Below are 26,988 nucleotides of genomic sequence, written 5' to 3'. Positions count from 1 at the left end.
ACTGTCAATAGGGCCCTGGTGAACGGTTACGTTGAAAAGCTAATTTTAGAACAGCGTAAAATACTATTTGATTATTATCGTGAGGGAAAGCCAGTCGTTCTTTATTACCTCAATGGTTCTGTCAATTACATAAATACGGCGCTGAGTAAAGCGCTCAATATAATGGATGACGAAGAGTGCTTAGAGCTGGTAGGTGGGATATTAAGCCATTGGCGAGAGTTTTTAGTAACAATATATCAGAGTATGAATGTTGTGCCCTACGAGCTGGATTTTATTACGAGTTTTCCTGAAGAGCGACAAAAAGCGGTGACAAATGATTATTACCTAGATAATGGAATATATGTCAGCACAGAAAACTACGAAGTCGGTTTAGAACATGCGATCAATTCGCTAGCTCTCGACATACGTGAAAATAATAAAACCGAAGTAGTGATTACGAAATTTGATGGTCAAAAAAGAGCAGCTATATTGTCTGACACTAAAATTTGTCATCTTATATTCGAAGAAAAATATATTGGGCAGGCTCTTCAAGTGAAGAATGCCGGCGATACTATTATTTACATTCCAGAGTATCTAAAGATGTGTGACTGGAAAAATACAGAATTTGAGTCAATAGAGCATTATATTTGTTACATCTCGCTATTGGCTATTACATGTCATCGAGATATTGAGGTTGTTGTGCCGAAGCTTCCTTCAAATAGGACTGAACAGGCTTTGTCACTAAATCCGAGTTTAGGAACCCCACTTTCTTTTCACATTTATGAAGCCTATCACTTTTTAGTGTTTTCTCAGGCTCTGCTAGGAGAAAGTGAAAAATCTACAGGAGCTGGAGATCGTTTCAGGTATGTACCATTTTTGAAAAGCGCAAATCTTGAGATTACACAAATTCTTGTACGTGACCATAAAAGAAAATGAAGCTGTACTAAGTCTGATGAAGTTTTTAGAAAAGGGGAATAAAAACAGTGGCCTATAAAACAGAACAAGAACAATTCTGGGCGGGGAATTTTGGAGATAGTTATAGCGATAGAAATGACTCTGAATCACTGCTCCTTTCCAAAGTTGCAATGTGGTCGAAAATGTTGCGTTCGGCAAACAATGTGACATCTGCGCTTGAGTTAGGCTGTAATATTGGCTTGAATTTAGTTGCACTCAAAAAGCTACAACCCGCGTTGTCCTTAAAGGGATATGAAATAAATAGAAAAGCAGCGAAGCTAGCAGAAAAACAGGGGGTCGCGGATATTGTTACAGGCTCAATTCTTGAAAAGATAAGTACTGATAAATTTGACCTAACATTTACTGCTGGTGTGCTTATCCATATAAATCCAGAATTTTTACACTGCGTTTATGACAACTTAGTAGAAAACTCTCGTCGTTATGTTCTTGTCGCTGAATATTATAATCCATCCCCTACCGTCATTACTTATCGGGGCGAACAAGACAAGCTATTTAAGCGAGATTTTGCTGGCGACCTGATTGAGCGTTATGGAATGAAACTTGTTGACTATGGTTTTCTGTATAAACGTGACAACTGGGCGCCACAAGACGACATTACGTGGTTTCTTCTAGAAAAGTAATACACCATTGCTGCTGAGTGAAGAGAATCTTAGTTTTGAATACTCGCGCGTAATAGCATACTAAAAAGTTTTAAGATTTTTAACTCTTTGGGCAAGCTGTGAGATCCAGCATGAAAAACGCGATGTTATCTCGTGTCCTCAGATATGAAAATCCAGCGCCAGTGAAAAGCCGCTTACTTGCTTCATTTTTAATTTTTATACGTGCTTTTATTACCGTAGGTCTCTGAAATTTGTTTTTAAATCTTACTAAAGCTGCCATTAAGCATCTTTTAGCTAAGCCCTTTCCTCTGCAACGTGGATTAAGGTTGATCGATACTTCTGCATAGTGATGATGCACATCAAAACGAACAAATCCAACAGGGGCGGAATTTTCCAAGTAACACAAAATAAGCAACTTTTTCTCATCATTAAGGGCATGTTGGAGCCACTCAATATGCTCACTCCAGGTGATCGGCATCGAGTTTATCGACATGGCAATTGTGTGCGGATTGTTGCGCCACTTAAACAGGTATTCTGCATCGTCGCATGTCACGAAGCGGGTCAACATATGTATCTTCCGTTCCAAAAAGGCGCTATCGGATAATGCTCCATGAAAGAGGACTGCCCCTCTTAACTGACCGGCACACCTGCTTCCCAAGGATATGTTTTAGGTGTTTTATTGGCAGGCCAAGACCTGGGCGAATAGCTCGAACGTTCGCTCGCGTGAGTATTTCCCCTTCCTTGATATCTTTTACAATATATAGGCTCCGCCTAAGTTTCCGCGAGTTTATTTCTGATTCTGTGCATCCATATGAAATTTTGCCAATAGCAACGCGTGCACGTTTTGTTTCGTTGACTAAAAGAGCAAATTCATCCGCTTCAAGGGAAAATGCCGCGTCTACACCGCCTGCATTTCTGTCTATTACAAAGTGCTTCTCTATAACGGTTGCACCGAGAGCTGTTGCGGTAATTGCAGTACCAATACCCGTGGTATGGTCTGATATCCCTACATGACAGTTAAACAATTGCTGTAGGTGCGGGAGTGTTGCTAGGTTTGCGTTTATCGGGTCAGCAGGGTACTGGCTGGTGCATTTAAGAAGAACATATTCCTGACAATTGTTCCGCTCAAGTACCTCTACAGCCTCGGATATCTCAGTAAGGCTTGCCATGCCAGTAGACAATATTACAGGTTTACCCGTCTTAGCGACCTTAGCAATTAATTCATGATCCGTGTTTTCAAATGATGCTATTTTATAGCATGGAACGTCTAGCGTTTCTAAAAAATCAACTGACGTTGCATCAAAAGGCGTGCTAAATGCAACAATGCCTCTTTCTTTCGCCCTTTCAAATATCGCTTTATGCCATTCCCAAGGAGTATGTGCTTTTTCGTACAGCTCATATAGCGAGCGGCCCCTCCAAAGGCTTTGTTTGTCATCGATAAAAAACTCACCACCCTCAATGTCGATAGTCATAGTGTCGGCGGTATAGGTTTGTAGTTTTATAGCACTAACGCCAGCGTCCGCGGCAGCGTCTACCATTTCTAAAGCAAGTGTTAAATTTTGATTATGGTTACCTGATAACTCAGCAATAATAAACGGAGGCTCATCTTTACCTATGCTGAATGGTCCAATCTTTATGGTGTTCACTTTCTTTCTCTCATGCTTGTTGTAAAGGTAAAGGCTCTAGTAATGATAAAACGTGTTTGGTCACGCAAGGAGTACCACTGTGTCGAGGAACTATATTACCAGCGCATTTAGACATAGCCCGTAATGTGCGCGGCGATTGTAGTAACAACACAAGGGCTCTTGCAACGTCAGTTACAGACACCTGATCCCAAAATCCGAGGTATTTGCATACGTTTTCTTTTGATAAACATCGCGTTGTCGCAACTTGGTTTTCTGCCACGCATATAACGAGAGCAGGGAGCTCTGAGATACAGCGTTCCCAATGCATTGAACCGCCCGCACCAACCATTAGCGACGCTTTTTTCATAAGCTCCGCTATTCGGTCACAATCTATATGTAAACGTAAGTTGTGCTTAGTAATCAGGTTTATTTGACTGACCTTAGCTATCACATCTCTTTTCGCTTTATGACCGCTTCCAATAACGATATCGACCTCTAATTGAAGATCTTTAATCGACGCGATAGCATCAAGCGTTATGGATGTCATGTTAGTGGGGTCACTACCGCCAAAACAAACTAACACTCGAACTGGATCACGCTTTATAAAATCATGAGTTGGCTGTTCATAAAACTCCTGTCGCAATAGTGCATACTCTGGGCCGAGCAGCATTTTGCATTTATGAGGAACTAACGTTTCATATCGATTACCTTTATCGGAAAAGTTGACATCCAGCAGTAAATCGCAATAGTGACGGCGGTTTGCTAAGTCATCGATAACCATCACTTTTGCGCCAGTTAACGAAAGTTTTTGTTCGAATGTTTCATCTAGTTGGTAATGATCAACTATCCATAAATCAGCGTCTACATGCCCAACATCGCTATCAATATGCTGCACAACTTCATGATTGAGGTTACAGGGGCCATAACGTTCTTGTAACAGCGTCGATTTTTGAGAGTTTACAAAAGTGATGCGATGGAGAGTGCCAGACGCGTTCAACAAATTTTGAATGCACTTGGCTAATGTGAGGCATCGCATAACATGACCCGTGCCTATTTCTGGGCTTGCGTCCACTCTAAAAGCAATTTTTAAGATTTGCGTTCTCCCATTTCTTTAAGTACTCTGAACATCACTTCTGCTCGCTTCCAGTCTTCGAATGTATCAATATCTTGAACTAGATGGGAAGGAAGCTTTAACATTCGTGAGCGTTCAGAAAATATTGCTTTAGACGTATCTAACCACGTCGATGCTTGCGCAGCATAAAGTTGCCCAGCATCATGATAAGCATGTGGTAGATCCTGAGAACGCTTGTTGATATCTACAGCGCTACAGGGCCGGATGTTACCAATTTCATCCTCCAGTAAGGCTCTTTGTATAGGAAAGGAAAACCGATGGGCGGTAAACACGTAATCCGCTTTTGTTTGTTGCAGCAACTCTAACGATTGATCTAATAGCTGCGCAGTGACGAAAGGCGCGGTAGCATATAGACATAAACAGTATTCAACATTATTTTTAAGGGCTATGTAGTCACTTAGCGCAGAGCGGATAACTGGAGTGGTACCTGTCATATCATCAGCGAGAGATTTATCTCGCATAAAAGGAATTTCGGCTCCATATTCTTTTGCAACGTTTGCGATCTCATAGTCATCCGTAGAGACGATGACTCTATCTATTAACTTGCTGTTTATTGCAGCTTCAATTGAGTAAGCAATAATTGGTTTTCCGCAAAAGCGAGTAATATTTTTCCTTGGAATGCGTTTGCTTCCGCCTCTAGCGGGAATTATAGCGATATTCATTTTTTTGGATATTCACTTTCAAAAAACATCTCAGACACTAACACAATTGGGAATCAAAGTTATAATGCCAAAATTATTCGTCGAGTTCGTCAAGCAATGTGATTAGTTTATCGACAATAAAGTCAACTTGTGAAGATGTTAAATCTGGAAACATAGGTAAGGTGATTGCCTGTTGGTAATATTGCTCTACGTTAGGAAAGTCTCCAGCGTTAAATCCTAATGCCTCATAATATGGCTGAGTATGAATGGGAATGTAGTGCAAATGTGCGAAGATTCCTGCGTTTCTAAGACGCTCAATAATTGTCTTTTTTTGTTCCTGACTAATATCCAATATACGAACGACATACAGATGATAGCTAGAGTAGCTTTGGCTACTAACAATTAGAGGGAGAATTCGCGGGCAAGACTTGAATAGTTCATCGTACCTTTTTGCGATTGAATTCCGTTTCTCTATAAATACTGAGAGCTTTTTGACTTGGCTAACCCCTAGCGCTCCCTCAATATCGTTCATTCGGTAATTATAGCCAAGACTAACTTGTTGGTAATACCAAGGACCATGAGAAGGTTTCGTCATTGACTCTTTAGCATTAGTGACACCATGGCTTCTGCCCATCCGCATTGATTCTACTAGTGCTGGATCATTTGTCATTGCCATTCCACCTTCCATGGTGGTTATGATCTTTACTGGGTGAAAACTAAAAACGCAAATGTCGGCATATTTACAACTACCTACTAAGCTATTCTTGTACTTTGCTCCCACGGCATGAGATGCATCTTCAATGACTCGAAACCCATAGTGCGACGCAAGAGTGGCTATACTCTCCATATCACACGATTGCCCTGCAAAATGCACAGGAATTAAGACTTTTGGTAATGTGTTTGTTTCTTTTGCCTTTCTCAGCTTGTTTTTTAACGCATTTATACACATGTTGCCGGTTTCAAGATCAATGTCTACAAAGTCGACGATAGCATTGCAGTAAAGAGCGCAGTTTGACGAGGCTACAAATGAGTTAGGGGATGTCCAAACTCGATCACCTTCTCCCACCGATAGTGCTAAGCAAGCCAAATGTAACGCTGAAGTAGCGCTATTAACAGCAACAGCATATCTCGCTCCGCAGTATTCAGACATCGCTTCTTCGAACAGAGGAACTTTGGGACCTTGGGTAAGCCAATCAGATGTTAGTGTTTCAACAACCGCTTTGATATCTTCATCATCTATATGCTGTTTGCCATAAGGAATCATCACTTACCTTCCTGATCAAACGTCAATATTTCATCTACCGTAAGAAAATGAGAGTTTGTGTCTGACACGTATTCAAAACCATCAACTACTGAATTTCCCTTTTCACCGAGAGCGTTAGTTTTGAAGTCGTTGCTTCTATTAAAAAATTTGATAGCTGGCGCAATGACAAAGTGATCGTCATATTCGAAAGTGTGAAAGGCCATGTCGCCAGGGCACATCATTTCGTGAAGTTTCTCGCCAGGTCGAATACCCACTATCTTAATGGGTACACCTGGTGCCATGGCTTCGGCTAAATCGGTAATTCTAATTGACGGTATTTTGGGCACAAATATTTCGCCACCCATCATGCGCTCGAAATTCTTCAAAACAAAGTCGACGCCCTGCTGAAGTGTTATCCAAAATCGCGTCATATCTTTATGCGTAACCGGAATATGGTCAGTGCCTTCTTCAATGAGCTTATTGAAAAACGGAACAACCGAGCCTCTAGAGCCCACTACATTCCCGTATCTCACTACAGAAAATCGAGGTCTGCCCGCGCCAACCATATTATTTGCTGCAACAAACAGCTTATCGGAAGCGAGCTTAGTCGCACCGTACAAATTAACGGGGTTAGCTGCTTTGTCGGTCGACAGCGCGATAACTTTGCTTACCGAATTATCAATAGCTGCGTTTATAACGTTTTCAGCGCCATCGATATTAGTGCGGATGCACTCCGTGGGATTATATTCAGCAGCCGGAACTTGTTTCATGGCGGCAGCATGGATAACGTAGTCTACCCCTTGCATTGCGCGCGTAAGGCGGTCTTTATCTCGCACATCACCGATAAAGTAGCGCATGCAGGGAGCATTAAATTTCTGCTGCATTTCGAACTGTTTTAGCTCGTCACGCGAATAGATAATTAAGCGCTTGGGGTTATAGCGTGATAACAAATTTTCGGTGTATTTATGACCGAACGAACCTGTACCACCTGTTATCAATATAGACTTACCGTCAAACATAGATCGCCCACGATTTTTATGATTATCGTTTAAATATATCATGTGTCGGCAACAATGCCATAAACCATTAGTTTTTAACGAGTCTTCCTTAAATAAAAAGTGAAATACTCAACAGTAACGATACCGTTGAGCCGTTGGGTATTCATTTTCATACTCTTTAAAAAAACAGTCACTCGTTATTCTTCTGTCTATTTACTACACTATATTAAGTGAAAGTTTAATAGGGTAGCCTCATGATTAAAATAGGTTCCGATTCAGGTAACTCGCTTATTGGTCAAATCCAAGAAAAGCAAAATAACCTGTTTGAGAAGCTTGCCAGTGGTAAGAAAGTTAACGATGCAACTGACGGCGCAGCAGCTCAGCAAATCATCGACCGGTTAACCTCTGAAGTAGAAGGTAACCGTCAGGCTATCAATAACGTTTATGATGGTATTTCACTGGCGCAGGTGGCAGAGGGTGGTTTAGGCAGCATCAATGACGATGTAAACCGCATTCGCGAACTTACCTTACAATCTGGTAATGGTGTTTTAAGCAGTGGCGATCGCCGTGCTATCCAATCTGAAATAACACAGCTACAAGAGAATATCTCCCAAACCATTGAGCAGACGAATTTTGCTGGCAAGCCGTTATTATCTGAAAATGGCTCACTTGAATTCCAATCAGGTTCAAGTGCGGGCCAATCAATAAGCGTCAATACACAAGATGTTGCTGCTCAATTAAATGATGTACTGGCTATCGATATTACATCTGGCACCAGCATTGAAGATGCGCTAGGTGCAACTGATGCTGCAATTGAAACGCTCGGTAACGCGCGAGGCGATTTAGGTGCTACCCAAAACCGTTTCGAAAGTGCGGCGCGTTCTCTTACTCAAGCTAACGTGAACACCGCTGAAGCGCGTAGCCGCATTCAAGATCTTGATTTTGCTCAAGCTATGTCACAGCAGGCGTCAAACGATGTGCTTGGTCAGGCGGCGCTAACCGTTCAAGCGCAAGCGAATCAGCAGCAAAGTCAGGTTTTATCACTGTTGAGTTAAACCAACATACGTTAATTTTGCTAAAATTAATCGAAAGAAGCAGGGTAACCTGCTTTTTTTATTGATACATTTCCGAAAACAGCGGTTGCGCTCCGATCTTTTGTCGTTACAATTTAGAAATGCGCTAAACTGTAAATAATAACAAAGCGTTCTCGGGGAATTGATGAAGAACATTTTGCTGATTAGTGATAATCAGGAACTTATTCAAAACTTGGAAACTATCGTTACCTTCATGGGAGAGTCGTGCCAGTCACGAGGCTTCAGTGAATGCGAGCGATACCTCCATGAAAGTGGTGCAGACGCCGTGCTTATTGAGTACCGCTCGCCTGCTGCTGTAAGTAATCTGGTAGAAAAATTTCCACACATCCCGTTCGTTGCGCTTGTCGAAAGCAATACGCAAGCGACAGCGAGTTGCAACCTAGTTAGTGTTATTGCTACGCCATTAACTTACCCTGTTTTAACGCAGGCTATACATCGTTGCCAAGAATACTCAAGACGTAAACCCGGTTTATCTCGTGCTTCGGGTACCAAAACGCGTTTATTTAGAAGCCTTATTGGTAAAAGCGAACAAATACAAATAGTTCGTCGATTAGTTGAACAGGTTGCTCCAACTGATGCCACTGTCTTGATTCTAGGTGAGTCTGGAACGGGTAAAGAAGTAGTTGCCCGTAACGTTCACTTTTTATCTGAACGTAAAGACGGTCCGTTCATTCCGGTAAATTGCGGTGCTATCCCCGGCGAACTGCTAGAGAGCGAGCTATTTGGTCATGAAAAAGGGGCGTTTACTGGCGCAATCAGCGCGCGTAAAGGTCGTTTTGAATTAGCTGAAGGCGGTACACTGTTCCTGGATGAAATCGGCGATATGCCGCTTCAGATGCAGGTTAAATTATTGCGCGTGTTACAAGAGCGTACCTTCGAACGCGTAGGTGGCAACAAGCCTCTTCAATGCAACGTACGCATTATTGCTGCTACGCACCGCAATTTGGAAACCATGATCAGTGAAGACAAGTTCCGTGAGGACTTGTATTACCGACTCAACGTGTTCCCAATTGATAGCCCTGCACTTAGACAAAGAAAAGACGATATTCCTTTACTACTTCAAGAGTTAAATAGCCGTATCCAAGGTGATGGGGTGGAAGGTGTGCGCTTTACCGAGCAAGCCATTGCTTCATTGATGGAGCATGAATGGGCTGGAAACGTCCGTGAGCTTTCTAATTTAGTAGAGCGATTAACGATCCTTTACCCTGGTGAAATTGTCGATATCGCTGATTTGCCTGAAAAATACCAATACGGCGACGTACAGGCTTACGAGCCTGACTATCCCGAAGAAATGCTAGAACGCGAAGCGTTTAACGCGTTATTTGCTGAAGCGGCAGCGCAGGAGCCAGATGAAGATGTTAATGAGCAAAGCCATGAAGGTTTGAACGGTATGGTGTCTTCATCTTTACCCGAGGAAGGGGTTAATCTTAAAGAATACCTCTCTGAGCTGGAAGTAAATTTAATAAAACAAGCCTTAGAGAACCAAGATTGGGTAGTGGCACGTGCCGCCGATAAACTTGGAATGCGAAGAACCACGCTTGTTGAGAAAATGAGAAAATACGATATTCAGCGTACTGAAGAAGCGTAATGTCAGGTAATTGACGTTACGTTTCCTCTGTAATTCCACTCATAAATATCTGATATTTAAGTCAATTATAAGTTGGCATATCTTCTGCTTTATCTAAGCCATAGTTTAACAGCGTCTGCAATTTGACGAGGATAATATGGCTTTTGACAGCACACCACAATCTACAGAGTATTTCGCGTCTGCTTATGCACTTAATAGTGGCGGTTCAGCGTTAACTCGTGATGATTATCAAACCTCGCGCGGTGAAGATATTGAATCGCTGCGATTGCAGGCGAGTAGATTGGAACATTTACTTCAAGTAATGCCCGCTGGCGTTATTGTTATTGACGGAAAAGGCATCGTTCGCCAAGCCAACGAGCAAGCGAAAGCGCTATTAGGCGAACCGCTTGAAGAAGAAGTATGGCGATGTATTATTACGCGCTCTTTCAAACCTCGCGCTGATGACGGCCATGAAGTCTCGCTTGTTGATGGTAGACGTGTAAAACTCTCTATTACACCGCTGGAAAACGAGCCAGGTCAGCTAATCGTTATTACTGACTTAACTGAAACTCGTCAGCTGCAGGCGCGAGTAAGCCACATGCAGCGTCTATCTTCCCTTGGGAAAATGGTGGCATCACTTGCTCACCAAATTCGTACCCCACTTTCTGCAGCCATGCTTTATGCGTCGAACTTAACGCGCAAAGGTTTAGGCGAAGAAGCGCAAACCCAGTTTGCCAACAAATTGACCGACAGACTTAAAGAATTAGAAAGTCAGGTTAATGACATGCTGCTTTTCGCTAAATCAGGAGAAGAACAGGTGGTCAGCCAAATCGGCTTGGATGAGCTGTTCAACTCGATAGAGGGGAGTGCCCATAGCATGGCAGCCCAAGCACAGCAGACGTTAACGTTTTCAGGGTTTGAGCAAGATGTTTCTATCACGGGTAATCTTACAGCGCTTCAAGGTGCGGTGTTAAACCTTATTCACAATGCCAGCCAAGTTACATCCCAAGGCGAGTGTGTGCACGTTCAGGCGACAGTAAGTGATCAGCGTTTACATGTATCTGTGGTCGATAAAGGACCAGGGGTTCCAGATAGTCTTAAAAATAAAATATTTGAACCGTTTTTTACAACCAAAACTCACGGTACAGGTTTAGGCCTTGCCGTAGTGAAGTCAGTGGTAAATGCGCACAGCGGTTCACTTAACATCACTGACGTCCCCGAGGGCGGTGCCTGCTTTAGCGTGTCGCTACCTTGCTCGGCAAATGCTGAATCCTCACAAACATTGACTCACGTTGCTTAAGTCATAGGAGAGAATAATGTCTAAAACTACCATTTTAATTGTTGAAGATGATGCGGGTTTACGCGAAGCACTCCTAGACACGCTTTTGTTAGGTAATTACAACGTAGTTGCTGCCGATTGCGCGGAACAAGCATTGATGATGCTATCGTCACAGAATGTGGATCTGGTGGTTAGTGATATTCAAATGGGAGAAATGAGTGGCTTAACTTTGCTTAAAAGTATTAAGTCTAAATATCCCAATATGCCAGTGTTATTGATGACAGCTTACGCCACCATTGATGATGCCGTTCAAGCAATGCGCGATGGCGCAACCGACTATCTATCAAAGCCTTTCGCTCCCGAAGTATTGTTGAATCTAGTGGGCCGCTATGCGCCAGCGCAAAAGATTGAGTCACGCACACCAATAGTAGCCGATCCTTCAAGCTTAAAATTACTTGAGCTTTCACGCAAAGTCGCGAAGTCTGAAGCTACCGTTATGGTCATGGGGCCAAGCGGGTCGGGTAAAGAGGTGCTCTCTCGATATATTCATGATCAGTCACCGCGAAGTGACGCACCTTTTGTTGCCATCAACTGTGCTGCTATTCCAGAAAATATGTTGGAAGCAACTTTATTTGGTTACGAAAAAGGAGCCTTTACTGGCGCAATCCAAGCTTGCCCGGGTAAATTTGAACAAGCTCAAGACGGCACCCTGTTACTTGATGAAATAACTGAGATGGATTTGGCACTGCAGGCTAAATTACTGCGCGTGTTACAAGAGCGTGAAGTAGAACGCCTTGGCGGACGGAAAACCGTCAAACTCAATGTGCGTGTCATTGCCACTAGTAACCGAGATTTAAGAAAAGCAGTAGATGCAGGCGAATTTAGAGAAGATTTATACTACCGTTTAAATGTTTTCCCTATTGAATGGCGTCCTTTGGCTCAACGTCCAGGAGATATTGTTCCGCTTGCGGAGCATCTTGTGCAGCGTCACGCCAGTTCACAAGGGCTAGGTACCATCAGGTTAAGTGCTGCAGCGCGCAATAAGTTATCCCAGTACAGTTGGCCCGGTAATGTTCGTGAGCTGGAAAATGTGGTTCAACGCGCGCTAATTCTTTGCGAAAACAATGAAATAGATGCCAGCGATCTAATGATTGACGAAGACATGTTAGCCCCGCTTGAAGGTGTACAAGAGCAGGTTGAAGATAACAAACTCGGCTCAGAGCTTCGTTATCAGGAGCACCAAATTATTCTTGATACTTTGGTGTCGTGTAATGGTAAGCGTAAGGATGTAGCAGAAAAGCTAGGTATAAGCCCTCGAACCCTTCGTTATAAACTGGCGCGCATGCGTGAAGACGGCATTGAAGTGCCCGCATAAGGTCGCTTTCTACACTTTCGGTTTCCTCGTCCTTATCCGTCGCCTCTGTTGTTAAGAAGGCGGCGGTTTTTTGTTGCTCACTCTAAGTTAAACGCCATAAATTTGGCTAACCCTCTCGATTTCGATTTATCCTCTTGATATATATGGGTTTTTAAAGTTGGCAAGCACTTTGCTAAATCCCCTTTATACATAAGTTATACGCCGATGTTCAGGCGGTCTCGAAAGTGCACTAGGAGTGGTTATGGACGTTAAAGCCAATAGTTTGTATCAAGAAATGCAGAACATGATTGGGCAAACTCGTCTTCAGGTTAATGAGCCTCAACAGCAGCCGCTTAGCGAAGTTAATAGCTCGTCAAGTGATTTCTCGATCATGCTTAAGAATGCGGTAGATGGTGTAAACGGCATGCAGCTTGAATCAAAGGATGCGCAGCAGCGTTTTGAAATGGGCGACCCTAACTTAAGCCTAGCTCAAGTTATGCTGACGAAAGAAAAGGCGGGCATTGCTTTTGAAGCCACTGTTCAAGTACGAAACAAAGTACTTGAAGCCTATAAAACAATAATGAACATGCCGGTGTAGGTGGAGTAGGTTATGGCTGAAGCTACAGGTACAAACCTTACGGTTCCTGATCAAAACCAATCAATGGACAATGAGCCGGAAAACAAATCTGGTTTTATGGACACTTTAGGTAGCGCAGATATGATGCGCCAAATGGCCCTTGTGGTTGTTTTGGTAATCTGCGTCGCCATCGCTATCTTTATTCTTATCTGGTCGCAAGAACCTGATTACCGCCCCCTTGCGAAAATGGAAACCCAAGAGCTTATTGAAACCCTCGATTATATGGATGCAAACCAAATCGACTATAAGCTTGAGGGCAATATTGTTTACGTAAGAAGTGACGAATTCCAAAATATCCGCTTAGGTATGACACGCCAAGGGTTAACTAAAACCTCGGATGCAGGTACCGATATCATCATGCAGGACATGGGGTTTGGTGTTAGCCAGCGTGTTGAAATGGAACGTCTAAAACACGCTCGCGAGCAGCAAATTGCCTCGACCATCGAAGATATCGCAAGTATTCAAAAAGCCCGAGTATTGCTGGCGATGCCAAAAGAAAATGTATTTGCGCGAAGAGAGAAGAAAGCGTCGGCAACCGTTGTGCTAACGGCTAAGCGCGGTGCCGTAATTGCCGGTGAAGAGGTTGATGCTGTTGTCGATATCGTGGCGTCTGCAGTGCAAAACATGGAGCCCTCTAAAGTAACGGTAACTGACAGCAATGGCCGCCTGCTTAATTCGGGTTCACAAGATTCAATGAGTGCCCGTGCCAGAAAAGAATATGAAATCGAACGCCAGCGCGAGCAAGAGTATCTCGAAAAAATTGACGCTATATTGATTCCAGTATTGGGTATAGGTAACTACACGGCGCAAGCTGACGTTACTATGGACTTTACTGCAATGGAACAAACACAGCGAAGCTACAACCCAGATTTACCTGCAGTTCGCAGCGAAATGATCATGGAAGAAAATAGCGTAGGTGGCGGTGTTGGCGGTATTCCGGGGGCATTATCAAATCAGCCTCCGCTTGATTCTAATATTCCTGAAAATGCCGTGGGCGGTAGTCAGCAAACTATGCCTGGCCGCACAGCGAAAGAATCAACACGCAACTATGAACTTGATACCACTATCAGTCATACCAAGAAACAGACAGGGGTTATCCGCAGATTGAGCGTGTCTGTCGCGGTTGACTATACCCAAGTCGCGGGTGAAGACGGTGCGATGACACCAACACCGCGTAAACAAGAAGAGATTCTGAACATTCGTCGCCTTTTACAGGGAGGCATCGGCTTTGACGTTACCCGCGGTGATTCGTTAGAAGTAGTAAGCGTTCCCTTTACTCGGATGGACGCAGGCGAAATTGAAGATGCGCCTCTCTGGGAACAGCCTGGGTTCCTACCAATTCTTAAACTAGTTGTTGGCGGTTTGGTTATAATAGTACTTATCATCTTTGTAATTCGACCTATGCTGCGTCGTCTTATCAACCCAGATGAGTCGAACGACGCCGATGAATTTGATGCAGATGAAGGCTTAGACTTAGGCGATGACACTATTAGCATGTTAACGTCTGACTTTGACGAAGGGCAGGTGGGCTTTGCGCCTGATGGCTCACTTATGTTGCCTGACTTGCACAAAGATGAAGATGTACTTAAAGCTGTACGCGCTCTAGTAGCCAATGAACCTGAATTATCAGCCCAAGTTGTGAAGGGCTGGTTAATGCAAGACGAGTAGTGAGATAAGATTATGGCTGAAGAACTTGCCAATGTTGAAGAACCGTCATATGACGTCAGTAAATTAGAAGGCGTAGAAAAAGCGGCCATCTTATTGTTGAGCTTGTCAGAAGAAGATGCGGCGCAGATATTAAAACACTTAGAGCCTAAACAGGTACAAAAACTGGGTACTGAAATGGCCAAAGTGGACGATATGACCCAGTCCAAAATTACGTCGGTTCATAAGCATTTCATCGAAGAGATTCAAAACTACAGCACCATTGGTTTCCAAAGCCAAGACTTCGTAAAACGTGCATTAACGGCTGCACTAGGTGAAGATAAGGCGGCAAACCTTATCGACCAGATCCTTATGGGCAGCGGCGCTAAAGGCCTTGACTCTCTCAAGTGGATGGACTCTAAGCAGGTAGCCAGCATTATTCGTAACGAGCACCCGCAGATTCAAACTATCGTCTTGTCTTATTTAGAGCCTGAACAAAGTGCAGAGATTTTGGCGCAGTTCCCGGAAAAGGTTCGACTCGACTTGCTAATGCGTATCGCAAACCTAGAAGAAGTTCAGCCAGCTGCACTACAAGAACTAAACGAAATCATGGAGAAACAGTTTGCAGGTCAAGCGGGTACACAAGCAGCCAAAATGGGCGGCTTGAAGTCTGCAGCGAACATCATGAACTATCTAGATACTGCGATAGAAGGCCAGTTGATGGATGCTATTCGCGAGCAAGACGAAGAAATGAGTCAGCAAATCCAAGACCTGATGTTTGTATTCGACAACTTAGTCGATGTAGACGACAAGGGTATTCAGGCCATACTGCGCGAAGTACAGCAAGACGCGCTGCTTAAGGCTATTAAAGGTGCTGACGAAGAGCTTAAAGACAAAATTATGCGCAACATGTCTAAGCGTGCTGCTGAAATGCTTAATGATGACTTGGAAGCGCTTGGTCCTGTGCGAATTAGTGAAGTAGAAACAGCGCAGAAAGAGATCCTTTCTGTTGCCCGTCGACTTTCTGACTCTGGTGAAATCATGCTTGGTGGTGGCGGTGGCGAAGAGTTCTTATAAGAACGCTAATCCCGTTACTTATTTAGCCTAGGTAAACATATGACTGCCAAAAAAAGTTTCAGCGAAAACGAAGTAAATGAAGCTAAAAAATGGGACCTACCTTTCGTTGACGACCCTACTGCCCCACGAGAGAACGAGCCGACCAACGCGCTTAACAAACGTTCTGACTGGAAGTACGAGCCGCCTGAAGTTGAGGAAGAGATTAAGCCCCCCACTGCTGAAGAAATAGAAGCCATACGTCAGGCTGCCTATGATGAAGGCTATCAGGAAGGCAAACAGCTAGGTTTTGAGGAAGGCAAAGCAGAAGGTCTTGAAGCTGGTTTACTTGAAGGTAAAGAGCAGGGGCATAGCGAAGGCCTTGAGCAAGGAGTAGAAGAAGGCCGTCAGCAAATGACAGCACAAGCTGAAGTGTGGCGAATGCTTGCTGAAAAATTTCACGACCCACTTTCGCAAGCCAATGATGAAACCCGAGATCAATTGGTAAAACTTGCCGTAACCCTTGCAAAAGCAGTTATCAAAACAGAGGTAAGCACTAACCAACAGGTTATAGTGCAGGCGTTAAGTGAAGGTATTAAGGCGCTACCAATTAATCAAGCTGACTATCAAATTCATATGAATCCTGAAGATATTGAATTGGTAAAAGCGCATTTTGGCGAAGAGGAAATTACCAAAAAAGGCTGGAATTTGGTTGAAGCACCAGCAATGGAACGAGGTGGCTGCGATATTACCACTGCGCAAAACGCGGTTGATGTGTCGATTGAACGTCGATGTCGAGACGTTATCGATAAATTTCTACTAAACCAAGGTTTGTCAGATGACTAGCCCTTGGCATACCCATTTTGAATCATTGACTAAACAAGTGACATCGCCACCTGTTGTAGCGGCGGGAAAATTAGTCCGGGGCATAGGGCTTACCCTTGAAGCAGTAGGTTGCCAGCTGCCGGTGGGAAGTCAATGTTTAGTACAAACCATCGAAGGCGAAATAGAAGCTGAAGTGGTTGGTTTTGGTGACGATATTACCTACTTAATGCCCACAGAAGCGGTTCGCGGTATCGTGCCAGGGAGTCGCGTTATGCCGTTAAACAGGCAAAGCGGTTTGCCTGTGGGTATGGGACTGTTGGGACGTGTAGTTGATGGCAACGGTCAGCCACTCGACGGACTGGGCGAAATCAATGCCGAAGCCCGCGCTCCCACTACGCGTCCGCCTATGAACCCGCTCATTCGCCGTCCAATCAACACCCCAATGGATGTTGGCGTACGTGCCATCAACGCTTTAAATACGGTTGGCGTAGGTCAGCGTATGGGGCTTTTTGCAGGGAGTGGCGTGGGTAAAAGTGTGCTACTTGGCATGATGACCCGAGGCTGTGAAGCCGATGTGGTCGTTGTTGGGCTTGTAGGTGAGCGTGGCCGAGAAGTGAAAGAGTTTATCCACGAAATCCTCACAGAAGAAGAACGCCAACGGGCGGTTGTAGTGGCAGCGCCAGCTGATACTTCACCGCTCATGCGGTTAAAGGGCTGCGAGACGGCGGTAACCATTGCTGAGTATTTTCGTGATAAAGGCATGAAAGTGTTGTTGTTGATTGATTCATTAACCCGTTATGCCATGGCGCAGCGTGAGATTGCATTAGCAGTGGGGGAGCCTCCGGCCACAAAAGGTTATCCACCTTCGGTGTTTGCTCGGCTGCCCGCACTAGTTGAACGTGCAGGTAACGGCAGTGAACGACAGGGCTCTATAACAGCTTTTTATACGGTGCTAACCGAAGGTGACGATTTGCAAGACCCGATTGCTGACGCTGCTCGCGCAATTTTGGATGGTCACGTGGTGTTGTCGCGAACCCTCGCTGATAGCGGTCATTACCCTGCTATTGATATCGAAGCGTCAATAAGCCGTGTGATGCCTATGGTCGTGAGCGAAGAGCATCAATTGATGGCGCGTCGTATTCGACAAGTTTATTCAAACTACAAACAAAACCAAGATCTTATTTCTATTGGCGCCTATGCGAAAGGATCAGACCCGCGTATTGATCTCGCTATTCGCGCAGAGCCCGCAATCAACGCTTTATTGCAACAGGAAATGAAACAAGTCATACCTTATGACGAGAGCTTAGAAGGCATGGCTGCACTAGCTAAAGGTTTGGGGCAAGGCTAATGCTTAGTGCTGCACAGCAAGTTAGCTTGCCTATGATCCAGCAGTCATCAACTTTCCAAAAGGTATCGCATAATGTCTAAACAACTAGAACGTTTAGCCGAATTCGAGCGCGAAAAAGAGCAGCGAGAAGCCCGATACTACAAACAGGCTCAACAGAACGTTAATCAGCAAAAGCAAAAGCTGACCAGTCTTGAGCAGTACCGCATTGACTACATAAAAGGCATTCAGCAAACCGGTCAAGCAGGTGTTACCGCCACCTATTATCAGCAACATTTATCCTTTGTTGGAAAACTAGACAAAGCGTGTGAGCAGCAGATGCAAGTGATTGCTCGGGCGCAGATGGCTGCAGACCAGCGTAAGCAAATGTGGTTAAAGCAACAGCAAAAAGTGAAAGCCGTAACCTTATTACTTGATAAGAAAAAGTTGGTAGAACAGAAAAAAGAGGCCAAAGCAGAACAGGCCATGATGGATGAGTTTGCTGCTCAACGATTTTTCAGAGCTAAGCGCTCTCCTTTCTAATAAATAGTATAGCCTTGATCCACTTTGGCTCAACCCTTGCTAAATCAATATGAAATGTAACAGCGCGCCATAATTTCAGTGCCCTGGTTATTAAGCTTTAACAGCTTACGTTTGAAGTTCTACGCGAGCTATATAGTACGAAATTCAACTAAAGCGAGCATATAGCTAGTACCGAACGATAGCCACAAAGGGTATCGGAGCAGGGCTAAGTGATTGAAATTAGGATAAGCGTTGGTGGGGTTGCGATCTACTTCTCTTGGTCTGTTTAAATATAACGCCCAGTGATTAATTCGCATCACATTACGTCTTCTTGGTGAAAGACGATATAAATGTAGGACGGTAGGACAATATGCAACAAGTTGCCGCACATAAAACAGACATTGCCGCATTACCTTTTTCTGCTTCTAGCACAGCTAAAGCGGTTGAAACGGGTATTGGTACGCAACAACAAGCGAATAGCGAAAACAACCAAGCATTCAATCGACTTTATCAAGAAGCGAAATCGAGCAAACCTGACTTTGTCTTAAATAGCAAAGAAACATTAAGTTCTCAGTCCGGAGAGACAACCCGTTCGACAGGCTCATCTGATAACACTTCAGTTTCTAATGAAATGGTGAAGAAGAGTAAAGACAGGGACGCCGGGCACACCAATCTTCCTGTTGAAAAGAAAGTATCAGACAACCCTGGAGAGTCAGCGTCAGGTACAAAAGAAGAAAACGCAGCCTTTGCTCGAAAAGAAGTAGCCGAAGCTGAAGAGGCGCAGGGCCCGAGGGGTGAAGAAGAAAGTGCTAATTTGCTCGTAGAAGATGCTGAAGGTGGCGTTGAACAAAAAGCCGCCATCGAATTTGAATTTGTTATTGGTGAAGGCGGCAAAAAAGATGCAGAGGCTGGCGTCATTACCACGCCGGGTACGCCAGATGGAAAGCCGGACAAATCTGATGAAGAGCCAGACTGGGTTGCCTATGTTGAAACCCTAGCAGATCGCTTTGGTAAGGCTGATAGCAAAGAGCAAACTCAAGGGCAACCAGGTAATAGAGCAACCAATGGTATTTCTGAAATTTTAGATGAGACGGTTAATGTTATTTCTGTAAAAGAAAACGGAAAGCTTTGGAAGATCCCAGACACTATAGATGCCAGCGACGCGCCCTCGGTAATGGCACATTTACTTTCTCAGCTTAAAAGTGGCAACAGTGAGGGGGATATCGCTATCGAATCCCTTTCGACTGACGCACAACAAGCACTGAGTTTTTTAACTGACCTATTGATTGGCGCAGAAAACGAGCAAAATAGTGCCGGTAGTGAACAAAATGACGCTAACGGCGAAGCTAACGCTGAACAATCAAAAATTTTTGCTAATGATAAGTTAGATTCAAATGCCAATGAACTTTCTGCGCTAATTGCACAACTCATTCAGCAAAAAGAAAGCGATCCCTATGTAGAGCAAGGCATGAGCGAGGGGGCTGAGGAAGCACTGGCAGATAGTAAAAATACAGCAGATGAATCTCTTGTGTTAAGCCTGTTATCTGATGAGCTTAAAGCGATGCAGCAATTATCTTCGGACGAAGCCAGCTCTCAATTAGAAGCAATGTATTCTGACGCAACCACAGATATAGCCGCTGAAGTAGCTATTGACGGAGCCATTTTGGAAAGTGGTGATGTAAATACTAGCGGAGCAGACAAAAATAAGGTAACAGCATCTGACAATGCACCGATGATGAGTGTACAAAGTGCGGTACCTCAAAATTCTAGCTTTGAAATAACCGGTGATTCAACTGCTGATTTATTAACAGCTCTGAGTGAACTCTCCCCACAAAGCGCTCAGAGAGCGACAGAAGCATTTGCAGAGCGGGTGGTTGCGGCCATGCCAAGTGGTGCACAACAACAAGCTGTGAAGACAAACATCATTGCCGGTATCAATGAATTCCAGCAACAAGTTCAACAAGGCAGAGAGCCCGGCATTGATTTGTCAGCTATTGTGGCTGAAGCCGCAAAAGAGGCGGCAGTAAGCACCGACGTAATTGCTTCAATGACGGCTAGGGTCGATAACCAAGCGAGTCAGTTCCTAAACTTAATGACGCAAACGCAAGCCAGTGCTCAACAGGCTTTTGCAAGTATGGTAGGACAAACCGATACGGTAATACAAGAAAACTCACAGCTTCGCGCTGAAGCGTCAAAATCTCAACAGCAGTTTGAGGGCTTTGATAAAGCGGTCAATATTCATAAGCCAGAAGGACAGCAACAGCTAAACGAAAAAATTCGCTGGATGGTGAATGCGCGTAACACTATGGCTGAAATCCGTCTTGATCCACCTGAGTTGGGAAGCATGCAGGTGCGGGTAAACGTCGCAGGTGACGCGGCAAGCGTGAGTTTCGTTGTGCAGTCTCAACAAGCTAAGGAGGCGCTAGCTGATGCCATGCCAAAACTACGAGATATGCTTTCAGAACAAGGCATTGAATTGGGTGATGCGCAAGTAAGAAAAGATAATTCTTCAAGTAACGAAAATGGCCAGCAACTTGCAGAAAACAGTGGCAGTAGAAATGGCGCCGGAAACCGCGGAGAAAATGACGGTTTAGACGATGTAGACGAAACGCGGATTGTCGAGCAATCAGTGACGCGGGCAGCCAAGGGCGGAATTGATTTCTACGCTTAAGACAGGGCAAAACTATTATCAATAGGTAGCATGGTGAGATTATTTTAAGACTGCTATGTTTGGAGTATTCGTTTAATTCCGAACGAATAGTTCGATGAAACGCTGCATATTGCGAGTTAATTGTTGCTGCTACAGTGTTGACCATCTGTAGATACGAATTATGGCATTGCCATTTGCGGTGGAACATTGATAATACGTTTTTTCTTAATATTACTGATGAGTTACACATGGCTGATGAAGAGTTACAGGTAGAAGAAGGCGGTAAGAAGAAAGGCAAAATGATGTTGATCATCATTATCGCTGTGGTTCTTGTAGGCGGCGGGGCTGCCGCTTATTTCTTGCTTTTCGCGGGTGGCGATGAGCCTGCTGCTGAGGAATTGGCTGAAGCTGATGCTGCAGCAGCTGCTGCAAGTGCGCCGGCAGCGAGTACAGGTAACGCTGAAATTGGTACGGCACTTTATGTTGCTATGCCGAGACCTTTCGTTTTTAACGTGCCGGGTTCGGGAAGAGACCGATTGGTTCAAATTAAAGTGCAGCTATTAGTACGTGGTTCTGATAACGAAGAGTTAGCAAAGACGCATATTCCGCTAATTGAAGGGACATTACTACAGGCTTTTAGTACTTCAAATGCAGACGATCTGGTTACTGAAGCCGGTAAAATAGAGCTTCGCGAGCAGGCGGTAACCGAAGTGCAGAAAGCATTAAAGGACATTACGGGCAGCGATGTAGTTGAGCGCGTATTGTTCACTGGGTTTGTCATGCAGTAATGCATTGACTAAGTAAGGTAGAAGACGGTGAGTGATTTATTATCTCAAGATGAAATCGATGCCCTATTACACGGGGTAGATGATGTAGAAGAAGAAGAGGTCGGCGGCAGCGACTCTGATGCTTCTACGCTCGAGTACGACTTCTCCTCGCAAGACAGAATTGTGCGTGGGCGTATGCCTACGCTTGAAATCGTTAATGAACGTTTCGCACGTCACATGCGTGTGAGTTTGTTCAACATGATGCGACGTTCAGCTGAAGTATCGATTAACGGTATTCAGATGATTAAGTTTGGCGAATACATTCACACATTATTCGTTCCAACGAGTTTGAACATGGTGCGTTTCCGTCCACTTAAAGGCACGGGGCTTATTACCATGGAAGCCCGTTTGGTATTTATTTTGGTAGACAACTTCTTTGGTGGCGATGGTCGCTATCATGCGAAAATTGAAGGCCGTGAGTTTACGCCAACGGAACGCCGTATTATCCAGATGCTGCTTAAAATAATCTTTGAAGATTATAAAGAAGCCTGGGCACCGGTCATGGATGTGTCGTTTGAATATTTGGACTCAGAAGTAAACCCTGCGATGGCGAACATTGTGAGCCCGACCGAGGTGGTGGTCATCAGCTCGTTCCATATCGAACTAGATGGCGGCGGTGGCGACTTCCACGTGTCGCTGCCATACTCAATGTTAGAGCCCATTCGCGAATTGCTAGATGCGGGTGTTCAAAGCGATAAAGAAGATACAGACTTACGTTGGAGTAAGGCGCTTCGCGATGAAATCATGGACGTTAAAGTAGCGTTAACTACGCATATGCTAGACGTTGATGTACCGCTTCGCGATGTGATGGAGTTTAAACCTGGCGATATCATCCCTGTGGAGATGCCAGAAACCATCACAGTATTAATTGAAGATTTACCCACGTTCAGGGCTAAATTAGGTCGCAGTCGCGACAATTTGGCACTGAAAATTGTAGAGAAGATTGCAAGACCGACTTCAGTGAAGTCTGAGCTACAGTTATTAACCCGCGGTGGGCGCATTATTGATAATGACGCAGAACTGCAAGTACTCGAAGAAGACCTGTAAGGTAGAGGGGAGTTCCCATGAGTGAAGACGGTATGGACGATTGGGCAGCGGCAATGGCCGAACAAGCCGAATCTGAAGCGGAACAAGAGGCTGGCGATAACGAAGACGTACAAGTTGCTGAACTTGACGAATTAACTGACGACGCGCCGATTACGCAAGAAGAAAAGAAAAAGCTAGATACCATTCTAGATATACCTGTGACTATTTCGATGGAAGTCGGTCGTAGTCAAATAAGTATCCGAAATCTGCTACAGTTGAACCAGGGTTCTGTGGTGGAACTGGATCGTGTTGCCGGTGAGCCACTAGATGTATTAGTTAATGGCACGTTGATTGCTCATGGAGAAGTAGTAGTGGTCAACGACAAATTCGGTATTCGATTAACGGATGTTATTAGTCAAATTGAGAGAATCAAGAAGCTCAGATAAAACTTCTTATAAACTAAGGGGTTGCGCAATGCTGCCCCTTTTATTTAGCCAGATAGCCGTCGCGCAGTCGACCCAGTCAATCACCAATCCCACGTCGGTACTGTCAATTTTCCTTTCTTTACTTGTCGTTGTTGGCGTGATTTTCGCCCTTGCTTATGTGATGCGTCGATTTAATGTCACTGCCATGGGGGGAAATCAAATGAAAGTCGCGGCCAGCATGGTTGTTGGCACAAAAGAAAAAATCATGGTGATTCAGGTAGGTGAAGAACAGCACCTTATTGGCGTGACCAGTCACAACATCTCTCATTTAAGCAAATTAGATAAAAATCTCGATATACCTGTGAAAGGTGTAAATAAAACCACAGGCGAGCAACAAAATGGTGCCGATGCCTTTAAGCAAAAGCTTGTTGCTGCCATGGCGGGAAAGCTCAACCCCAATATAGAAAAGAATAAAACAAAGGAAGAGTCGAGAGATGCGTAAGTTTGCCTGGCTACTTTTAATACTACCTTTATTATGTCTCGTTGAGCCTGCTTATGCTCAGCAGGGAATTTCAGCCGTCACGGTTACAACCAATCAAGATGGTTCTCAAGACTACTCCATGACGCTTCAAGCGCTGTTTATTATGACAGCGCTAAGCCTTATTCCTGCGTTTATCATGATGATGACCTCGTTCACGCGTATTATCGTGGTGTTGTCGATTCTGCGTCAGGCGATAGGCTTACAGCAATCACCGTCAAACCAGATACTCATTGGCGTTAGTTTGTTTCTATCCATGTTTATTATGGCGCCGGTATTTGAAGAGGTGAACGAGCGAGCTTTACAGCCCTACCTTAACGAGCAGCTCACCAGTTTAGATGCTCTTGAGCAAGCCAAAGGCCCCATGCGCGCATTTATGCTTTCACAAACACGGGTAAAAGACCTAGAAACGTTTGTACGGATAGCCGGTGATGAAGGAAAATACGCCGATACCAATGAGGTACCGCTAACCATACTTATTCCCGCATTTGTAACCAGTGAACTTAAAACCGCGTTTCAAATTGGTTTTATGCTATTTATTCCCTTTCTTATTATTGACTTGGTGGTAGCGTCTATATTGATGGCTATGGGTATGATGATGCTTTCACCTATGATTGTATCCTTGCCGTTTAAGCTCATGTTGTTTGTGTTGGTTGATGGTTGGAACCTGATTTTCGGTACGTTGGCGACCAGTTTCGGTATGGGCGTCTAGGAGGGCTTATGTCACCAGAAGCCTTTGTAGAAATACTGCGAGAAGCCATGTTCATGGTTATCGTGTTAGTATCTGCGGTGATTGTTCCAAGCTTGATCGTAGGTCTAGTTGTTGCTGTTTTTCAGGCGGCGACCAGTATCAACGAACAGACCATGAGTTTCTTGCCCCGCTTACTTGTAACGCTTCTCGCGCTGAGTTGGGGCGGAAACTGGTTGGTGCAACAGCTTATGGACTTTACTTTCAGAATGGTTGATATGATCCCGCAGGTTGTGGGATAGAAGGCTAAAGCTGTGGAAGTCGAACTTGCGACCATCAATCAATTTCTAGCAGACATGCTGCTGCCGTTTATGCGCATTAGCGGCTTATTCGTGGCCATGATTGGCTTGAGTGCTAAATCCATTCCGCCGCAGGTAAGAGCCTTGTTGGGTATAATGCTCACGCTCATTATCATGCCGGTAGTGCCCCCGTCACCCATAGAAAATTTGGTGGATGTGGGCACATTTTTAATCGTTATTCAGCAGTTGCTAATAGGCATTGCTATTGGTTTTATATCAATGATGGTGCTCAATACCTTCGTGCTTGCAGGTCAAATTATAGCAATGCAAACCGGTTTGGGGTTTGCGTCAATCGTTGACCCGGTAAACGGTATTAACGTGCCCGCAGTCGGCCAGTTTTATCTGATACTAGCGACCTTATTGTTTTGGACCTTGGATGGGCATTTGTCCATGATCCAAATGATAGTCATGAGCTTTGAGGCGTTTCCCATAGGCGAAGCATGGTGGACCGGTGAACAGTTTCGCGATATTGCCCATTGGGCCGGCTGGATGTTCATATCGGCAGTGACCCTTTCCCTTGCGCCAATCGTCTCGCTGCTTATCGTGAACTTGGCGTTTGGCGTAATGACCAAAGCTGCACCACAGCTAAACATTTTTAGTATTGGTTTTTCCATTGCTCAGGTAATGGGATTACTGATTATTTGGATAACACTTGATAACTTTACTGCACACTTCGAAACCCAATGGTTTAGAGCCGAACAGTTTATGTGTGAACTATTGAATATTTGTTCGTAGGAAAACATGGCAGATTCAAGCGAAAAAACAGAAGACCCCACGGGGAAAAAACTCGAAGATGCCCGAAAAAAAGGGCAGCTAGCCCGATCCCGTGAACTCTCTACGACCCTAGTACTTATCGTCAGTGCTTTTATGTTCTTGTTTGTGGGCGGGTGGATTGCTGAATCTGTTTTTAAACTTACTCAGAGAATGTTCATTCTCTCTCGTGACGAAACCTATGATATCACCCACATGTTTGGCGCATGGGGGGAAGCTTTTTCGGCGGTAGGCCCTGCCGTGCTGCTATACATGGTTGTGGCAATGATAGCGGGCATCTATGGCTCTATCGCGCTTGGTGGTTTTAACTTTACCTGGGAAGGGGCAAAGCCTAAGGGTTCAAAAATGAGCCCTATTCAAGGCTTCAAGCGCATGTTCGGCATGAACGGCTTGGTAGAGTTATTAAAGTCTATCGCAAAAGTGGTGGTCATAATCGGCATGGCTATTGGGGCGTTACTGTTCTTTGAAGACGAAGCGCTTCACCTTGATATGGAGCTTTATCCGGGAAACATCTTTCACGCACTCGACATGCTCAAGTGGGCGTTTCTTATTCTGGTGTGCGGCATGATCCCCATCGCGCTCATTGATGTGCCTTACCAAATGTATAAGCACAACAAAGAAATGAAGATGACCAAGCAAGAGGTGAAAGACGAACGGAAAAATGCGGAAGGCGACCCTATGGTTAAAGGTCGAATTCGCCGTTTGCAATATCAAGCAGCAACCAAGCGCATGATGCAGGAAGTACCGCAAGCAGACGTTGTAGTGACCAACCCTACTCACTTTTCTGTTGCTATTAAATATGACGAAAAAGGGGTTAGGGCGCCGGTTGTGGTCGCTAAAGGTGCTGACGAGCTGGCGATGCACATCAGAAAAATTGCTACCGCCAACGATGTGCCGCTAATTCCTTCACCCATGCTTGCACGCGCCATTTTCTACTCCACTGAAGTGGACGATGAAATTCCGAACGCCTTATTTATGGCGGTAGCGCAGGTGCTGGCGCACGTTTATCAGTTAAGAGCGCACAAAGCAGGTAAGGGCAAACGACCTAAGCCTCTTAAACGGGATTTGCCGATACCACCAGAGTATCGACGCTAGGTGCCCCTACAACTTTCAATGTGTACTTACCACCTTAACATGTTTCGCGAATTTTCTAACAATTAGCTGTGTCAAAAGTCCTCTTTCAATCAGGGCAAAATCATACTTGAATGAAATT

27 protein-coding genes are annotated in these 26,988 nt (G+C 44.6%); 21 read left to right on the top strand and 6 right to left on the bottom strand.

Going from position 1 to position 26,988, the window contains the following annotated elements; all coding sequences use genetic code 11:
- Both ACX5KA_RS20435 and ACX5KA_RS20430 read left to right on the top strand, forming a co-directional pair.
- On the top strand, positions 1-915 hold a 915-nt coding region (locus tag ACX5KA_RS20435), incomplete at its 5' end, for a hypothetical protein (RefSeq protein WP_458732077.1).
- A 47-nt stretch (positions 916-962) separates the two neighbouring features.
- Complete coding sequence (locus ACX5KA_RS20430) at positions 963-1,574, top strand: pseudaminic acid biosynthesis-associated methylase (RefSeq protein WP_239258051.1); 612 nt, start codon at positions 963-965, stop codon at positions 1,572-1,574.
- 79 nt (positions 1,575-1,653) lie between these two features.
- On the opposite strand, the gene ACX5KA_RS20425 is transcribed toward ACX5KA_RS20430, so the two are convergent.
- The 6 genes from ACX5KA_RS20425 to pseB form a co-directional block, all read right to left on the bottom strand.
- Entirely contained in the window at positions 1,654-2,121 is a 468-nt protein-coding gene (locus tag ACX5KA_RS20425) for a GNAT family N-acetyltransferase (protein WP_239258052.1), read from the bottom strand.
- A 25-nt stretch (positions 2,122-2,146) separates the two neighbouring features.
- On the bottom strand, positions 2,147-3,199 hold the full coding sequence (gene pseI / locus ACX5KA_RS20420) for a pseudaminic acid synthase (RefSeq protein WP_239258053.1): 1,053 nt from the start codon (positions 3,197-3,199) through the stop codon (positions 2,147-2,149).
- Between the two features lie 10 nt (positions 3,200-3,209).
- Positions 3,210-4,262, bottom strand: a complete 1,053-nt coding sequence (gene pseG, locus ACX5KA_RS20415) for a UDP-2,4-diacetamido-2,4,6-trideoxy-beta-L-altropyranose hydrolase (RefSeq protein ID WP_342324753.1) — start codon at positions 4,260-4,262, stop codon at positions 3,210-3,212.
- Positions 4,263-4,264: 2 nt separating this feature from the next.
- Positions 4,265-4,972: a pseudaminic acid cytidylyltransferase gene (gene pseF / locus ACX5KA_RS20410; protein ID WP_342324596.1), complete on the bottom strand. Its 708-nt coding sequence runs from the start codon at positions 4,970-4,972 to the stop codon at positions 4,265-4,267.
- A gap of 73 nt (positions 4,973-5,045) precedes the next feature.
- A complete protein-coding gene (gene pseC / locus ACX5KA_RS20405) occupies positions 5,046-6,215 on the bottom strand; it encodes a UDP-4-amino-4,6-dideoxy-N-acetyl-beta-L-altrosamine transaminase (RefSeq protein WP_342324751.1) in 1,170 nt (389 codons plus the stop codon).
- On the bottom strand, positions 6,215-7,213 hold the full coding sequence (gene pseB, locus ACX5KA_RS20400) for a UDP-N-acetylglucosamine 4,6-dehydratase (inverting) (protein WP_239258056.1): 999 nt from the start codon (positions 7,211-7,213) through the stop codon (positions 6,215-6,217). The genes pseC and pseB overlap by 1 nt, the downstream gene beginning before the upstream one ends.
- Before the next feature lie 233 nt (positions 7,214-7,446).
- Between pseB and ACX5KA_RS20395 the strand changes: the two genes are divergently transcribed.
- The 19 genes from ACX5KA_RS20395 (at position 7,447) to flhB (ending at position 26,870) form a co-directional block, all read left to right on the top strand.
- Positions 7,447-8,247 carry a flagellin gene (locus ACX5KA_RS20395; RefSeq protein ID WP_342324594.1) on the top strand — a complete coding sequence of 267 codons (801 nt, stop codon included), beginning with the start codon at positions 7,447-7,449 and terminating at the stop codon, positions 8,245-8,247.
- A 163-nt stretch (positions 8,248-8,410) separates the two neighbouring features.
- Positions 8,411-9,874, top strand: a complete 1,464-nt coding sequence (locus ACX5KA_RS20390) for a sigma-54 dependent transcriptional regulator (protein ID WP_039223084.1) — start codon at positions 8,411-8,413, stop codon at positions 9,872-9,874.
- Positions 9,875-10,010: 136 nt separating this feature from the next.
- On the top strand, positions 10,011-11,153 hold the full coding sequence (locus ACX5KA_RS20385) for a sensor histidine kinase (protein WP_458732076.1): 1,143 nt from the start codon (positions 10,011-10,013) through the stop codon (positions 11,151-11,153).
- A gap of 16 nt (positions 11,154-11,169) precedes the next feature.
- Positions 11,170-12,507 (top strand): sigma-54-dependent transcriptional regulator, encoded by a 1,338-nt coding sequence (locus ACX5KA_RS20380; RefSeq protein ID WP_458732075.1) that lies wholly within the window; start codon positions 11,170-11,172, stop codon positions 12,505-12,507.
- Positions 12,508-12,748: 241 nt separating this feature from the next.
- The gene (fliE, locus tag ACX5KA_RS20375; RefSeq protein WP_168532426.1) at positions 12,749-13,084 is read left to right on the top strand and encodes a flagellar hook-basal body complex protein FliE; all 336 of its coding nucleotides are present in this window, start codon (positions 12,749-12,751) and stop codon (positions 13,082-13,084) included.
- A gap of 12 nt (positions 13,085-13,096) precedes the next feature.
- Positions 13,097-14,791, top strand: coding sequence for a flagellar basal-body MS-ring/collar protein FliF (fliF, locus tag ACX5KA_RS20370; protein ID WP_168532424.1), 1,695 nt, complete (start codon positions 13,097-13,099; stop codon positions 14,789-14,791).
- A 12-nt stretch (positions 14,792-14,803) separates the two neighbouring features.
- Positions 14,804-15,844: a flagellar motor switch protein FliG gene (gene fliG, locus ACX5KA_RS20365; RefSeq protein WP_039223074.1), complete on the top strand. Its 1,041-nt coding sequence runs from the start codon at positions 14,804-14,806 to the stop codon at positions 15,842-15,844.
- Between the two features lie 39 nt (positions 15,845-15,883).
- Complete coding sequence (gene fliH, locus ACX5KA_RS20360) at positions 15,884-16,666, top strand: flagellar assembly protein FliH (RefSeq protein WP_168532422.1); 783 nt, start codon at positions 15,884-15,886, stop codon at positions 16,664-16,666.
- Positions 16,659-17,993, top strand: a complete 1,335-nt coding sequence (fliI, locus tag ACX5KA_RS20355) for a flagellar protein export ATPase FliI (protein WP_342287619.1) — start codon at positions 16,659-16,661, stop codon at positions 17,991-17,993. Before fliH ends, fliI begins: the two co-directional genes overlap by 8 nt.
- Before the next feature lie 72 nt (positions 17,994-18,065).
- Positions 18,066-18,512 carry a flagellar export protein FliJ gene (fliJ, locus tag ACX5KA_RS20350; RefSeq protein ID WP_458732074.1) on the top strand — a complete coding sequence of 149 codons (447 nt, stop codon included), beginning with the start codon at positions 18,066-18,068 and terminating at the stop codon, positions 18,510-18,512.
- Positions 18,513-18,861: 349 nt separating this feature from the next.
- Positions 18,862-21,162: a flagellar hook-length control protein FliK gene (locus ACX5KA_RS20345; RefSeq protein WP_458732073.1), complete on the top strand. Its 2,301-nt coding sequence runs from the start codon at positions 18,862-18,864 to the stop codon at positions 21,160-21,162.
- A gap of 227 nt (positions 21,163-21,389) precedes the next feature.
- Positions 21,390-21,929 carry a flagellar basal body-associated protein FliL gene (fliL, locus tag ACX5KA_RS20340; RefSeq protein ID WP_039223619.1) on the top strand — a complete coding sequence of 180 codons (540 nt, stop codon included), beginning with the start codon at positions 21,390-21,392 and terminating at the stop codon, positions 21,927-21,929.
- A 27-nt stretch (positions 21,930-21,956) separates the two neighbouring features.
- Positions 21,957-23,015 (top strand): flagellar motor switch protein FliM, encoded by a 1,059-nt coding sequence (fliM, locus tag ACX5KA_RS20335; protein ID WP_014948638.1) that lies wholly within the window; start codon positions 21,957-21,959, stop codon positions 23,013-23,015.
- A 17-nt stretch (positions 23,016-23,032) separates the two neighbouring features.
- Positions 23,033-23,440 (top strand): flagellar motor switch protein FliN, encoded by a 408-nt coding sequence (gene fliN / locus ACX5KA_RS20330; protein ID WP_014948639.1) that lies wholly within the window; start codon positions 23,033-23,035, stop codon positions 23,438-23,440.
- Positions 23,441-23,468: 28 nt separating this feature from the next.
- A complete protein-coding gene (fliO, locus tag ACX5KA_RS20325; protein ID WP_039223062.1) occupies positions 23,469-23,921 on the top strand; it encodes a flagellar biosynthetic protein FliO in 453 nt (150 codons plus the stop codon).
- The gene (gene fliP / locus ACX5KA_RS20320) at positions 23,914-24,669 is read left to right on the top strand and encodes a flagellar type III secretion system pore protein FliP (protein WP_039223060.1); all 756 of its coding nucleotides are present in this window, start codon (positions 23,914-23,916) and stop codon (positions 24,667-24,669) included. The genes fliO and fliP overlap by 8 nt, the downstream gene beginning before the upstream one ends.
- An 8-nt stretch (positions 24,670-24,677) precedes the next feature.
- Positions 24,678-24,947 (top strand): flagellar biosynthesis protein FliQ, encoded by a 270-nt coding sequence (gene fliQ, locus ACX5KA_RS20315; RefSeq protein ID WP_334057507.1) that lies wholly within the window; start codon positions 24,678-24,680, stop codon positions 24,945-24,947.
- Between the two features lie 12 nt (positions 24,948-24,959).
- Positions 24,960-25,739, top strand: coding sequence for a flagellar biosynthetic protein FliR (gene fliR / locus ACX5KA_RS20310; RefSeq protein ID WP_014978604.1), 780 nt, complete (start codon positions 24,960-24,962; stop codon positions 25,737-25,739).
- A gap of 6 nt (positions 25,740-25,745) precedes the next feature.
- Positions 25,746-26,870, top strand: a complete 1,125-nt coding sequence (gene flhB, locus ACX5KA_RS20305) for a flagellar biosynthesis protein FlhB (protein WP_458732072.1) — start codon at positions 25,746-25,748, stop codon at positions 26,868-26,870.
- Positions 26,871-26,988: the final 118 nt, after the last annotated feature.

It is taken from the genome of Alteromonas alvinellae (genome assembly GCF_902705805.1).
The sequence above is the reverse complement of the archived record's forward strand: the minus strand, read 5'-3'. Positions and strand labels throughout refer to the sequence as shown.